The organism is Sulfuricurvum kujiense DSM 16994 (genome assembly GCF_000183725.1).
Lineage (GTDB): Bacteria > Campylobacterota > Campylobacteria > Campylobacterales > Sulfurimonadaceae > Sulfuricurvum > Sulfuricurvum kujiense.
Window position 1 is genome coordinate 967,684 of record NC_014762.1, and the last position, 13,066, is coordinate 980,749.

Here is a 13,066-nt window from a genome sequence, read left to right on the forward strand (position 1 = left end):
AATGTTGCAAATCTCCCACACCGTTAGTATTCCCGACTCTGAGATCGAGATAACCGCTATCCGCTCACAAGGAGCGGGAGGGCAGAACGTCAACAAAGTCTCCACCGCTATCCATCTGCGTTTTGATATCAACGCCTCGACACTTCCCGACTTTTACAAAGAACGGCTTTTAGAGATCACCGATCACCGTATTACGAAAGAGGGGATCATCAACATCAAATCCCAAGCATCACGCTCACAGGAAGAGAACAAAGAAGCGGCATTGGAGCGGCTCAAAGAACTGATCAAAAGCGTCACGGTGGTGCAGAAAAAGCGTAAACCGACCAAACCGACCCGAAATTCGCAGAAAAGACGGATGGACAGTAAGACGAAGCATGGGAATATTAAAAAGATGCGGGGGAAAGTGAGCGGCGGGGAAGGGTGAGTTTTTTTTCTTTGCAAGAATAACTGCGTCACAATATTTAAACGCTTTTTTATAAGAGGGTTTCGATTCGGAAATAACTCTGTGCTACAATCACGTCATTAAAACTCCCTCTACAGGAATTCCCATGAGCACTATCGATTTCTCCCTTTTACCCCATACCCCGTGCTATATCTGCGAAGAGGCTTTGTTAGAAAAAAATCTGCAAGTGATGGAGCGGGTGCAGAGAGAATCGGGTGCAAAAATCATCCTCGCCCTCAAAGGGTTCGCGATGTGGTCGACGTTTCCGCTCGTGGCAAAATACCTTCACGGATGTACAGCCAGCGGACTGCATGAAGCGAAGCTCGCGCGCGAGAAGATGAACAAAGAGGTCCATACCTACTCTCCGGCTTTTAAAGACGAGGATATCGACGAAATCGCCCGTATCAGCGACGATATCGTATTCAACTCCCCTGCGCAGTTTCACCGCTATTACGATCGTGTTAAATCAATTAATCCGAATATTTCGGTATCGCTTCGTGTCAATCCGGAGTACTCCTCTTCACCCGTCGATTTGTATAATCCGTGCGGAGTGTACAGCCGTTTGGGGACGACATTGGCTAATTTCGATGAGAGTATCGTCGGTAAACTCGACGGCCTTAATTTTCATGCCCTTTGCGAGCAGAATGTCGATGCGCTGGAGGGGGTTCTCGAAGCGTTTGAAGCAAAATTCGGCCCATTTATCGACGGACTCAAATACGTCAATTTCGGAGGAGGGCATCATATTACCCGAGTCGATTATGATGTGGAGCGTCTGATCGACGTGATCCGTGCGTTTAAAGCGCGTCATAACGATATCACCGTCTATCTCGAGCCGGGCGAAGCCGTCGGTTGGCAGACGGGCCCGCTGGTCGCATCGGTGCTCGATATCGTCCGTAACGGAATGGATATCGCGATTCTCGATACCTCTGCCGAAGCGCATATGCCCGATACCCTCGCGATGCCGTACCGTGCAATGGTACGTGGTTCGGGGGAGGCGGGAGAGAAAGCGCATACCTACCGTTTCGGCGGAAATACCTGTTTAGCGGGGGATATTATGGGAGATTATTCGTTTGATGAGCCGCTGAAAGTGGGGGACAAAATCATTTTCGAAGATCAAATTCATTATACATTTGTCAAAAATACGACGTTTAACGGAATCAAACTCCCCTCTCTGGCAATTTGGACCAAAGAGGGAGAGCTCAAAATGGTCCATGCATTCGGTTATGAAGATTATCGGAACCGACTCTCCTGAGACATAAAAAAGTTCGGCTAGAAAAACTCCAGTTCGCTTTCATCTTCATTCGTGACGGTGGTGAAAAGCGATTCGACGAGTGCACAGTCACTTAGCAAAGAGGCATCAAGATAATGGATATCCGGACAGTCCTGTGCAATGAAAATATGCATTTTCCAGTTTGCAAGATTATCGAAAATACCTGTTAAATAGGTTTTCAAAGTTTTTTGTTTAGTTTCTTCTAAACTTTCCACATCGATCGACTGTAGCAGGGTTATCAACGAATTGACCGAATAAGCAAGATCTCTAAATTCTATCGTTTCATTGAAAATATGGGTGTAGTGGACAAAAGTGACAATAACGGAATCGAGAACAGATGCCGTAAGGTTTTCATCAAAATACAACGCATCTTTGGCATCATTTTCATTTTCATTCAGATCGTCTATTAATGCGGTATCGTATTCAAACTCTTCTAAAAACGCTTTGGCGGTAATTTTTTGATGATCTTCATAATGCATACAATTGATAAAGCCCATATCAACCTGCCGTTGCTTGCATTCAGGCTGTCCGGTATCGGCAAGTGCTGATGTTACGCTACATGCTATCGGATCACTTTCGGGAAATATAGTGGATGGAGCATTATTCGTTGGGAAAGTATTGTCATCACTTCCATCAAACTTCATACAGGCGAGAAGGCTATATTTGCTGACTTGGAATTCAATGCTTTTATCTTCACAATAGCAAGTAAGCATGGATGTTGTATGTTCATCGAAAGGGAGAGACTCGCTTTCCAGTGTTGCGCCGATGCAATAAGCCCCATCATCGACGGTGATTTGTGCATAGAAATTCCCATACTTTACCAACGTATGAAACAATATGTCGCTCAGATGCAAAATATATTTTTCAATTTTTTCAATTTCTCCGCTCGCTTCCCCCAATATCTTATTAAGGCGCATGACAAAAACGTAGATGTCATGAGCACAGGCGATATAAATTTTATGGTGCTCGACAGCATCATTTGTGGTCTGTATAATTTCCGCTTCAAGTGATTCGTACGCTTTGGCTAGAAGAGGGTTCTTGTTGTCATATTCGATTTGCGTCATTGCGGCGATAATGATTTTTTCTTCTACGGTTTTGGGTTTATGGTAGTTTTTAAGATAGTCGATTAATAGTGGAGAAAAATCAAAACTTTGTATGAGCTGCAATACCTTTAGAGTCTTCCGTTTTTTCAGTCCGATGGTCAATAAGATAACGGCAAGCCTGACATTGGAAGCATTTTCAGCATCGATACGATAATAGCGCAGCAGATAATTTGCCAGATATAGAGCATCGATGATAATAGAGCGTCCGTCTTCATAGCTTATGAATGCTTTGATAAATTTGTCTCTTTCGCTTCCTACGTGCGGATTGGAACGTGCGAGAACATTATGGGCGCATTCGAGAAAACGTTTAGATTCGCACCCTTTTTGGATGATTCCCTTGACATTAAATTGATAGAGTTTGAGTCGGGCGATTTCATCCTGCCCGCTGTAATAGGCGATTACCGGAAGATCATGGTAGACTTTGTCTTTGGTCAGGTCTGAATAATGTTGATCTTTTTCTGAAAGAAGGATCTCTTCATCTATAATCAGCAATTGCGGCTTGATGTGCCGGATCTGATCTATCAGCGGTTGAGACTTGTCTATGACATTTACTTCAAAGTCCGATGCGAAAACATTACGAAGAAATTCGTTTTCGCTACTAAATATTAAAAGAGAGTATTTCATGGTTTTATCTCAAATTATTAATCATATCGGCAATCTCTAAGATTGAGAGAGAGCTTTTAACGGCTCCGAATTCCACCGCTTTTTTTGGCATCCCGTATACAGTACAAGATTTTTCGTCTTGCGCATAGGTAAGTGCACCTGCTTCTTTCATCGCTAACAACTTACTGGCACCGTCTTCTCCCATACCTGTTAAGATAACGCCTACTCCCATCGGACCGACTTCTTTAGCCATCGAAGCAAACAGTACGTCAACACTTGGTTTGTGGGAACTGACTTTTGGATAATCCTTTAATGTGATTTCGTAGCCGAAACCTGATTTTTTGACTTCCATATGAAGATCGCCCGGCGCGATCAAGATACGCCCCGGCAGCAGTTTGTCTCCTTGCGAGGCTTCTTTGATATCCGAATGGGGGACTAACGAATTAAGACGATCCGCAAACGATTTGGTAAATCCCGGAGGCATATGCTGGGTTATAACGATGGCCGGGTGGTTTACTTTTAAATGCTGAACAATCTCTTCGATGACCTGAACGCCTCCTGTGGATGAGCCGATAGCGACGATTTTTTTGGATGCGGGAAGGGCAGAATTCTTTCCGTACTCTTCTTCCGATAAGGTATATTTTCGGGTAGCAATGCGTGAGTTGAAACGAACTTTTGCTTTCGAAGCGGCTCTTACTTTGTCTAAAAAATCCTCAGTCGCATCGTCGAAGAATTTACCCACATTGATATTCGGCTTATGAACGACATCGACGGCTCCCATCCGCATCGCATCGATAGCCGCACTGCTTCCCGGACCGGCCATCGTAGAGCAGATAATGACCGGGATCGGCTTTTGCCGGTTAATCAGCTGTAAAAACTCCAAACCGTCCATTTTAGGCATCTCGATATCCAAGATAAAAACATCCGGAAGCCCTACGGTTTTAAAAACGTTAAATGCATCGACAGGGTTGGTTGCTTGACCAATCAGCTCTATATCGCTGGCTTTTTCGAAAATTCGTTTAAAGGCATTTCTAACAACGGCGGAATCGTCAATGACAAATACTTTAATCATTCAAAAAAATCCAATTGGCTTTTATCTTCCGTCTGTTCCGGAAAAAGATTTAGTTTCATAAATTCGATATTGTTTTCTAAAGAGTGTTCAAAAATATTTACATCCTGAAAAATCCGGTCTACGAACATATCCATTAAATTTTTATTTACATCGCTGATGATTTCACATAAATAATCGAATGCTTTCAGCCCCTCTGGTTTTACGGTTGTCAAATCCAAATTGATTAAAAAGTCACCCAACCCTTTAAATGATGTAGATGCGGTTTTAATAAATTCATTTTTTGAAAAGATATCGGCTATTTCATAGCATTTTTTCCCGATTTGCGACAGCAGTTCTTTCGATAACTCACCGTCTTTCAATTTTTGGTTTAATTCGGTCAGTTCATCGACGATAAATAATGAACTTCCCTCATAAAGGTCTAAAAAATTAACTAACGTGTTAACACTCGCCGAACCGTTTTTTAAACTGATATCTCTGCGGCCGATCGATAAAACGGCATAAAAAGTACTCAGTACCTGAACCAGTCTCCCTTTTAATTCATTGAAGGAGAAATTATCAAAAATGATATGGTCGCTCCATTCTATTAAATCCAACATATCATCGTTGATATGTCTATTGATGATAGTCAGCACGACGATTCGGTTACTGTACGCTTGGAGAGCATTATAAAATAATTTAGCCTGAGCGGCATATTCTGTGGAGTCTAGAATAACCACTTCGATTTTATTTGTTATTAGCGTGATATTAATATTTTCAAGTTCGGAATCATGAAGATTTCTTTGGATTGCACTTTCAAAAAAAGTTTCTAATTTATCGTATGCTTCATAGTGCCTCTCACTGAATAAAAGGATATTATAATTTTGTGCTAAAAACTGCAGGTAGTGACTATGTTGCTTGGTTGTCATATTCACTGCTCCAAAATGGACTTTAGTTTGCTAAATCCTAACTTTAGCACATTTTCATAATAAGTGTCTGAAGTTTTTTTAATGTAGTTTTTAAAACTGTTCAGTTTGACCTCTTGCTCTTGATTGAGATTCGCCATGTTCAATTTCAGCAGGGAGATAAAATCTTTGTTCTGATGCGCTATCTCATAGATCGTTAATCCGAATCTTCGGCTGTATTTGATGATATCGTCATCCAGCATCACCAGATAGTTATGATCATTGTCAATGACACAGTTCATAACCGAATTGTTGTTTTCAAAAATGCCTCTGACATCTCCGAAAAAGTTATCGAACTGATATTCGATATAGCGATGATTTTTAGCACGGTTGAGAACAAAAATGAATTTTAAATCGGGCCTCATATCTTTTAAAATCGAATAGATTACTACGGCATTTATACCGTCTTGTTCGCCGTCTAGGAGAGGAATGACCACTAAGTCGACAAAATGTATCATTCCGCTTTCATTGAACGCATTTAATACGACTGTCGTCGTTATATTTCCGCCGATATCAAAACAAGCGATTTCGTCTCGTGAAAACATCTCGGTTATATCTTCATGTAAAATAGGAGAAGAGACTTCAACGATTTTTCGGTTTGTCAATTTACTGTCGCCATAGCTCAGACAATCATTGTTTTCATCATCAAACTCATAAAAATAGACCGGTTGTTTGTTATTTAATTCATATAAAAATGGGGCGATCAGCTGCATTGAAACGGTGCTTTTTCCCACTCCCCCTTTACTTGAAACTACAGCAATTTTTATATTTTTATTTTTCATTCGTGTTATCCTTGTTTGCGATATATGGAAGTTTTGATCCGTTCAAGTCCATTTGTATTTATCATATTTAAATTTTCGGTATGAGAAATAAAAAAATACCCGCCGGGCAGAAGATGGTCCATAACACCATCCACAACTTTTTGCCTTGTTGCGTCATTAAAGTATATTAATACATTACGTAAAAAAATCAAATCAAATTGTCCGAAATCACTGGGGATATTGAGCAAATTGCCTTCTTCAAATCGCATATTCGGAATTAAGCAGCGGTCAATTAAAAATTTACCCTCGTTAATCCCTTTTCCCTTTAGGCAGTAGTTTTTACGTAGATAGGCGGGGATTTTTTCAACCCAGCTTTCAGGATAGAGACCTACTCTTGCTTTTTGAATCACATCGGAATTGATGTCCGTTCCGATTATCTCCCATTTGTTTTTATCTAGCATCGTGTCCAAAAGCATAGCGGCGCTGTATGCTTCCGCACCGACGGACGTGGCTGCGCTCCAGATACGAAATTTTGTATGGATCGGATAGGTGGGAATCAGCTCTTTTTGTAAAAACTCGAAATGTTCCATTTCTCTAAAGAAGTAGGTTTCGTTGGTGGTTAAAAGATTAATCATTTCCACTTTTTCGAGTTGATTGATCTGTACTAAACGGAGATATTCGGTATAGGTTTCAAATTTGTATTTAAGCAGCTGTTTTAGCAACCTACTTTGTACTAATAATTTCTTTTTATCATTTAAGTCGATTCCGGCTTCTTGAAAAAAAATTTTTTGGAAAGTTCGAAACTCTGCATCTTCTAATATCGGTATAGACACATATTGCCTTAGATGATCAATTCATGGATTGCTTCACCAAGCTTAAGCATATTTACTTTTCCGATTATTTTATCGGCACCGGCTGTCGCGAGATTTTCTTTCATACTGTCATTGGACATATTCGTGTGGACGATAATCTTGATAGAGTCATAACTCTTATTATCTCTTATAAATTTCATGACTTCTCTGCCGCCCATCACCGGCATCTCCAAATCGGTTATAAAAAGCCCTATTTCGTCGTCCGGAATGTTTTTGATTCCGTCTATAAGCTCTTTTCCGTTTGTATACATCACATAATTCACATTTAATGCATGGAAAAGTTCTACAACCATTTTTCGGATAAAACGGCTGTCGTCAGCAAAAATAACTTTCTTAGTAGTTCTGTCGATAGATTTCAGGTCTTTGAAATGCAAACGGCTATCTGTATCGATTTTGTCAAAAACATCCAAAAGCATTTTATCGCTGTCAAAAATGCTGCATAGTTCCTCTTTTCCTGAAATCAGTACTTTCGTAATGAACGATGTTTTTTCATTGTTTTCGGAGTTATCGATCATTGTTTCGGCCGGGATATTGACAATATATTCAACTTTCTTAACGACGATTCCCATTTTATGACCGCCGTAATGGGCTAATATTACCAACTCATATTCACTGTCATCCAATACTTTGTTTCCGAACCAGCGGTCAAAATTGACAATAGTCGTCATATTACCGCGAACATCAGCAGTCCCTATGATTAGTCCGCCCTCAGGATTTCTGGCAATTTTTAAATCACTGTAAACGAGGAGCTCTTCAATTTTAGATACATTTTTAGCGTAGTATTGGTTGTCACTTCCTACAAAAATAAGATATTGACTGGTGTCATTGGCGTTCGTACTGACGAGTTTGATGATATCCAATTCATCTTCATCCTCATCAATATCGGTTAGCCCCATTTTCGTAATGTCTTCCAGCTCATCGGTATTATAAGTTGTCATAACGCCCCTTTATTTTACTACTCGTGACAATTCTTGGATATTCAAAATAGCTTGCGTGTCTAAAATCGCAATGTAATCACCCTGATATTTGCCCATCTTAGATATGAATTTTTTATCTACTTTAGTCCCAAACCCCGGGGTCTCTTGGATGAGGTCGCTATCAATATCATCAACTTCGTACACTTCATCGATGATAATTCCGAGCTGTGTCGTCGTTTCGTCATTTTTTTTGTAGTTGACAACAATAATCGATGTTTTGTTGTTGACCTCTGTTTTGCCTAGATTAAAGCGATCAAGCATATCGATAACAGGGACGATATTTCCGCGAATATTCGTTACCCCTTTTACGAAAGAGGGCATCAACGGAACTTTTGTAATGGTCGAATATTCAACTATCTCACTTGTGCTTAAAGCTCTAATCGCATAGATGTCTCCTCCTACATAAAATAGGAGGTATTGGTCATCTTGCTCTAATTCAGCTTCCAGTGCATCTTCATGATTCATGATAATCCTTAGTAGCGATCAAAGTTTCGTAAATCCAAACCACTCTGATTTCCTGCAATCGCTGATGGACGTGAAGCCGATGAAACTCTCGCTAAAGGATTGTTAGAGGTAGCATTTCCGGTATTTGAAATTTTAAAGAACTGCATCATTCGAATCAAACTGTTAGCTTGTTCATTGAGCTCTACCGCCGCACTTGCCATCTCTTGCGATGATGCTGCATTCGTTTGCGTCACTTGGTCTAACTGTGTCATGGCACTATTAATTTGTCCGATACCGACATCTTGCTCTTTTGCCGCATTGGCGATATCTTTTACCAGTTTAGCGGTGTTTTGAATTTTAGGAACCACTTCGCTGATCAAAGATCCTGCACGTTGGCTTACTTTGACGCTTTCACTCGCAGTCTGAGAAATCTCTTGAGCCGCTATTTGAGAACGTTTCGCCAATTTTCGAACTTCTGCGGCGACAACGGCGAATCCTTTACCGTGCTCGCCTGCACGAGCCGCTTCGATCGCCGCATTGAGGGCGAGAAGGTTTGTTTGATATACGATGTCTTCGATGATACCGATTTTTTCGCTGATGCTTTGCATGGCTTGCACGGTTTTGACGACGGCATCTCCCCCTTCGATCGCCATAGAGGCCGCTTCTTCAGCCAATTGATTGGTTTGTTGAGCGTTTTTAGCCGATTCGCTGATGCTTGCGCTCATCTCTTCCAATGCGGCACTCGTCTCTTCCAATGAAGACGCTTGCTGTGTAGCTCCGGCTGAAAGAGATTGGGATGAAGAACTGACTCCCCCTGATGCACTTGTAATTTCATACGCGGCACCATTAATTTGTGCAACCATGTTCTCCAACTGTGTTCCCAAATTATTTGCCGTTTGTTTCACCGTATCATAATCACCTTTGTACTCTTTTGTGATTCTGTACGTTAAATTCCCTGCTTCTAACTCTTTTAATGCGTTGATCACTTCTGCAAAGCCACCGTCAACATCTCTAAGAAGGCTGTTGACCGCATTGATTATGGTCATGTATCCGCCGATCAAACCTTCTTTTTTTACTTGAGTTTTTAGGTCTCCGACCGCAACAGCCGCTCCGGCTTCTTCAAAATTGGAGAGCATCAGTTCCATCGTCGCGGCAACGTTGTTGATCGCTGTTTTGGTGACGTTATAGTCCCCTTTGTATTCATTTGTGATTTTATCGACGAAGTTTCCGTTTACCAGACGTTCCATACCGCCGTTTACTTCTTTAAAGGCTGTTTCGACATCGTGAAGGAGATTATTGACGGCGGTTATAATGGTTTTATATCCCCCCTCAAGCCCTTTGTCATCCACTCGGGTTGATAGCTCACCGACAGTTACGGCTGCACTGGCTACTTCAAAGTTAGAGATCATGCTTTTGAGATTATCGATGGTATGAGTCGTATAGACGGACAATGCGCTAAATGTTTTGTTAGCATCAATCAAATCGGCATCTTGGGTCGGCATTGGAACGTAGTAGGTATTGAGTTCCCCTTTCGCCACATTGTCCAAAATGGTTTGTAATTCTTTGATCTCATTATTGGTATAAGACATGATTTTATCGATTTCTCTCGTTTTTTCTTGAGCATCGGTTTGATCCAAGATATATTCAAAAGAACCGACAATGACACCGTTTGTATCTTTTAGAGGCGAACCGAAATATTTGATGTCTAACGTTTTAGTTAGGCCGACCGGTTTGGCTTGACATTCATGATCGCACATTTTATCCGTTCGCATAGCCATATCGCATGCACATGATGTCGTATTACAATCGTCGGCATGAAACTGGTTATAACATTTTGTCCCGACCATTCCCCCTTTTGGACTTCTCGTAATTGTTTCAGATAGAGCATTCGCCCATTTAATGGTAAAGTTCTTATCAAAAGCGACAGCCGGGATCGGCAATCGGTCCATAAACCCTGTGTACACATCCGCCATGGCGTTGACAGATTGAGCTACCTCTTTGTAGACTCCTTCGTAACGGGTAACGTCGAGTCTGGTATTTAAAGAACCTGCGGAAATTTCATTTAAAACGGTGAAAGAATCTTTATTTAACGTTGAGAGATTTTTCTCACATTCAAGACCTAGGCGAATATACTTTGCAACATCAGCTTCAGCGATACCGAACTCTGTCACGTCTAGATTTAGGTTGTTCATTTTCTTTCCTTTTTTTAATTAATTTGTCTCATTTTTTGTTCTATCAACTTCGGAATATCAAAGATTAGTGCGATTTCTCCACTCCCTAAAATAGTTCCGCCGCTGATACCCGCGACGTTTACGAATACATCCCCTAACGGTTTAATTACCGTTTGAAATTCACCATACAGTTCATCTACCTGGAGCCCCATTTTGTACTCCCCGTACCGGAGCACAACAACGTTTTCACGTCCACTTCTGCTCTCTCCCTCGTTGAAATGGGTACGTATATCCAAAAGCGGTAAGATGGAATCTCTTAGATTAATAAAATGGTTCCCTTTCATATGTTCTTTGTATGCCGGACTCAATTCGATACACTCTTGAATCATTTCTAAAGGGATAATGTATTTGGTATCTCCGGACTGAATCAAAAACCCATCGATAATAGCGAGCGTTAATGGTAAGCGAATGGTAAATGTAGAGCCTTCTCCTTCTTTGGAATCAATTTCGACAGTTCCTCTGAGTTCTTCAATATTGCGTTTGACGACATCCATGCCGACTCCACGGCCTGAAATATCCGAAACTTGGTCTGCTGTTGATAAGCCTGCTGCAAAAATAAGGGTAAAAATCTCTTTATTTGTTAGGGTTTGATTTTTATTGACGATTCCTTGCGCAATCGCCTTTTCCAAAATTTTATCTTTATCTAGTCCTTTGCCGTCATCGACGATTTTAATGACGATTGTTCCGGCATCGGGATAGGCGCTGAGAGTTACGGTCCCTTTTTCAGGCTTGCCTGCTGCGATCCTCTCTTGAGGAGTTTCGATACCGTGGTCAATAGAATTTCTCAGCATATGCATCAACGGATCTGAAATTTTTTCAACCACCGTTTTGTCGAGTTCGGTTTCTCCGCCGTTGATGATAAATTCGATCTCTTTGCCTAGTTTTTTAGCGGCATCATTAACAATTCTTCTAAATTTAGTAAAACTGTCTCCGACTTGAACCATTCTAATGTTCATGACACTGGATCGGACAGATTCGAGCATATCGCTCATAATGGCACTGGATTCGCTTAATTCAGCGTCATCGAGTATATCTGCCCGCTGAGCTATTTTGGCATTGGCGATAACCATTTCGGACATTTGATTGATCAACTGATCAATTTTACTGGACTCAACCCGAAGTGAAAAACTTTTATGCTGCTCTTTCTTAGCTGATTTGGTTTCTTCTTGCGTAACTTTATTTTCATCTCGTGTCTCGATGCTTTTGAGCGGGCTTTGTATGACCGGAGATTCTTCTTCAGTGACAAAATCTGCTTTGGTAAAAAAACCGTTAGAAATGAGGAATTTAACCTTGCTTTGCTTCTCTTCTAAGGTGTCGATCCAATTGAGAAGTTTTTGCTTATCATCCGTTTCGAAAATGACAAGGTCGATGTCATCTAGCACAAATTCAAATACCTCTTCAATCTCTGAGGCGCTGCTTCTTGAAGAAAACTGTAGCTCAAATCCGATATAGGCTTCAATAGGGTTATAATGTTCTAATGTCGGAATATGGTCGGTAACGATAGCTTTTTTAATCACTTTCCCCAATCTGTTCAGAAAAGCGATTAAATTTAAAACATCCATCCCGGTACTGAAAAAGTCTACTTTTAGACCAAGGCTAATGTGCCAGAGGGTTTCTTCCGAAACTCCATCCGAAGAGACGGATGTTTCGGTGAAAAGAGAGCTGTCTGTGCCGCTTTCGGAACTTCCGGGTGTAAATTTGAGAAGCTGGGCTACTAAACGATCGTTTGTTTCTCTTATCTCATCGTCAATCGGTTTTTGATCTATTGATGCGCTTATCAGGGATTCCGTATGATCTTTGCACAACAAAAACAGACTGATAAGTTCGGGAGTCAATTCTACTTTTTGGGCTCGTACTTCCGATAATAAATTTTCGGCAATGTGTGCGAAACTGACGACATCGTCAAAGTTAAACATACCGGCTGTTCCTTTGATCGTATGCATAGCTCTAAACAAAGCGCCGATATCCTCTTCATTGACCCCTTGATCTTGCATATTGATCAAAGCACTCTCCATGAAATTGAGCTGTTCGTCGCTGTCTTCTAAAAAGAGTTTGAGTTCTTCAGTCATGCAGAGAACCTTTAAAGAGAGTATCGCACCCGGCAATGCGCATAGAATTTTGTACTTCAGCAGATAAGTTTTTCAATATGAATTCAGTTGATTTTTTTTCACATGTTTTTTGAGCTGCGATGAGAAGTTGTATAGCCGCAATGTCTATGGTATTGATACTCCCCAAATCGAGTATTAATTCCTTATCACTCTTCTCGCACCATTCTAATAAACTTTTATGCAGTGATTCGACTTCGTAAATCGTGAGCTTTTCAAATTCAAGTTTATACATATTTTTACTT

At 41.0% G+C, this 13,066-nt stretch carries 12 protein-coding genes; 2 read left to right on the forward strand and 10 right to left on the reverse strand.

Annotated features, from left to right (window positions below; all coding sequences use genetic code 11):
- Position 1 precedes the first annotated feature (1 nt).
- Both arfB and nspC read left to right on the forward strand, forming a co-directional pair.
- Entirely contained in the window at positions 2-424 is a 423-nt protein-coding gene (gene arfB / locus SULKU_RS04860) for an alternative ribosome rescue aminoacyl-tRNA hydrolase ArfB (RefSeq protein ID WP_013459821.1), read from the forward strand.
- Between the two features lie 124 nt (positions 425-548).
- Complete coding sequence (gene nspC / locus SULKU_RS04865; protein ID WP_013459822.1) at positions 549-1,694, forward strand: carboxynorspermidine decarboxylase; 1,146 nt, start codon at positions 549-551, stop codon at positions 1,692-1,694.
- A gap of 17 nt (positions 1,695-1,711) precedes the next feature.
- Here the strand turns inward: nspC and SULKU_RS04870 are convergent, their stop codons facing one another.
- From SULKU_RS04870 to SULKU_RS04915, 10 genes are read right to left on the reverse strand one after another with little or no spacing between them, the layout of a single operon-like run.
- The gene (locus SULKU_RS04870) at positions 1,712-3,439 is read right to left on the reverse strand and encodes a hypothetical protein (protein WP_013459823.1); all 1,728 of its coding nucleotides are present in this window, start codon (positions 3,437-3,439) and stop codon (positions 1,712-1,714) included.
- A 4-nt stretch (positions 3,440-3,443) separates the two neighbouring features.
- Positions 3,444-4,490, reverse strand: coding sequence for a protein-glutamate methylesterase/protein-glutamine glutaminase (locus SULKU_RS04875; RefSeq protein WP_013459824.1), 1,047 nt, complete (start codon positions 4,488-4,490; stop codon positions 3,444-3,446).
- Positions 4,487-5,395 carry a hypothetical protein gene (locus SULKU_RS04880; protein WP_013459825.1) on the reverse strand — a complete coding sequence of 303 codons (909 nt, stop codon included), beginning with the start codon at positions 5,393-5,395 and terminating at the stop codon, positions 4,487-4,489. Before SULKU_RS04880 ends, SULKU_RS04875 begins: the two co-directional genes overlap by 4 nt.
- 2 nt (positions 5,396-5,397) lie before the next feature.
- Positions 5,398-6,213, reverse strand: a complete 816-nt coding sequence (locus SULKU_RS04885; protein WP_013459826.1) for a hypothetical protein — start codon at positions 6,211-6,213, stop codon at positions 5,398-5,400.
- Between the two features lie 5 nt (positions 6,214-6,218).
- Positions 6,219-7,025 carry a CheR family methyltransferase gene (locus SULKU_RS04890; protein ID WP_013459827.1) on the reverse strand — a complete coding sequence of 269 codons (807 nt, stop codon included), beginning with the start codon at positions 7,023-7,025 and terminating at the stop codon, positions 6,219-6,221.
- Between the two features lie 8 nt (positions 7,026-7,033).
- Positions 7,034-8,002, reverse strand: coding sequence for a chemotaxis protein CheV (locus SULKU_RS04895; protein ID WP_013459828.1), 969 nt, complete (start codon positions 8,000-8,002; stop codon positions 7,034-7,036).
- A 9-nt stretch (positions 8,003-8,011) separates the two neighbouring features.
- Entirely contained in the window at positions 8,012-8,506 is a 495-nt protein-coding gene (locus SULKU_RS04900; RefSeq protein WP_013459829.1) for a chemotaxis protein CheW, read from the reverse strand.
- 8 nt (positions 8,507-8,514) lie between these two features.
- Complete coding sequence (locus SULKU_RS14325; protein WP_013459830.1) at positions 8,515-10,677, reverse strand: methyl-accepting chemotaxis protein; 2,163 nt, start codon at positions 10,675-10,677, stop codon at positions 8,515-8,517.
- A gap of 14 nt (positions 10,678-10,691) precedes the next feature.
- Positions 10,692-12,785: a chemotaxis protein CheA gene (locus tag SULKU_RS04910; RefSeq protein ID WP_013459831.1), complete on the reverse strand. Its 2,094-nt coding sequence runs from the start codon at positions 12,783-12,785 to the stop codon at positions 10,692-10,694.
- Positions 12,778-13,056, reverse strand: coding sequence for an STAS domain-containing protein (locus SULKU_RS04915; protein ID WP_013459832.1), 279 nt, complete (start codon positions 13,054-13,056; stop codon positions 12,778-12,780). The genes SULKU_RS04910 and SULKU_RS04915 overlap by 8 nt, the downstream gene beginning before the upstream one ends.
- Positions 13,057-13,066: the final 10 nt, after the last annotated feature.